The sequence below is a fragment of the Paenibacillus sp. GYB006 genome (assembly GCF_036577645.1).
Taxonomy (GTDB): Bacteria; Bacillota; Bacilli; order Paenibacillales; family Paenibacillaceae; genus Paenibacillus.
On record NZ_JARBDA010000093.1, the window covers coordinates 1 to 257 of the forward strand.

The window sequence follows — 257 nt, forward strand, 5'->3', positions numbered from 1 at the left end:
TCTAAGTACCCTGAGGAAGAGAAAACAATAGTGATTCCGTCAGTAGCGGCGAGCGAACGCGGATTAGCCCAAACCAATCAGCTTGCTGGTTGGGGTTGTGGGACGTCTCACGTGGAGTTACAAAGGAGTAGGTTAGTTGAAGAGGTCTGGAAAGGCCCGCCAGAGAAGGTAAAAGCCCTGTAGTCAAAAGTCTGTTCCCTCCGAGACGGATCCCGAGTAGTGCGAGGCACGTGAAACCTCGTATGAATCCGGCAGGA

The 257-nt window shown here is 52.5% G+C and carries 1 rRNA gene; it reads left to right on the forward strand.

Going from position 1 to position 257, the window contains the following annotated elements:
- Positions 1 to 257: ribosomal RNA gene (locus PV403_RS25145) — 23S ribosomal RNA — on the forward strand; the annotation flags it as partial.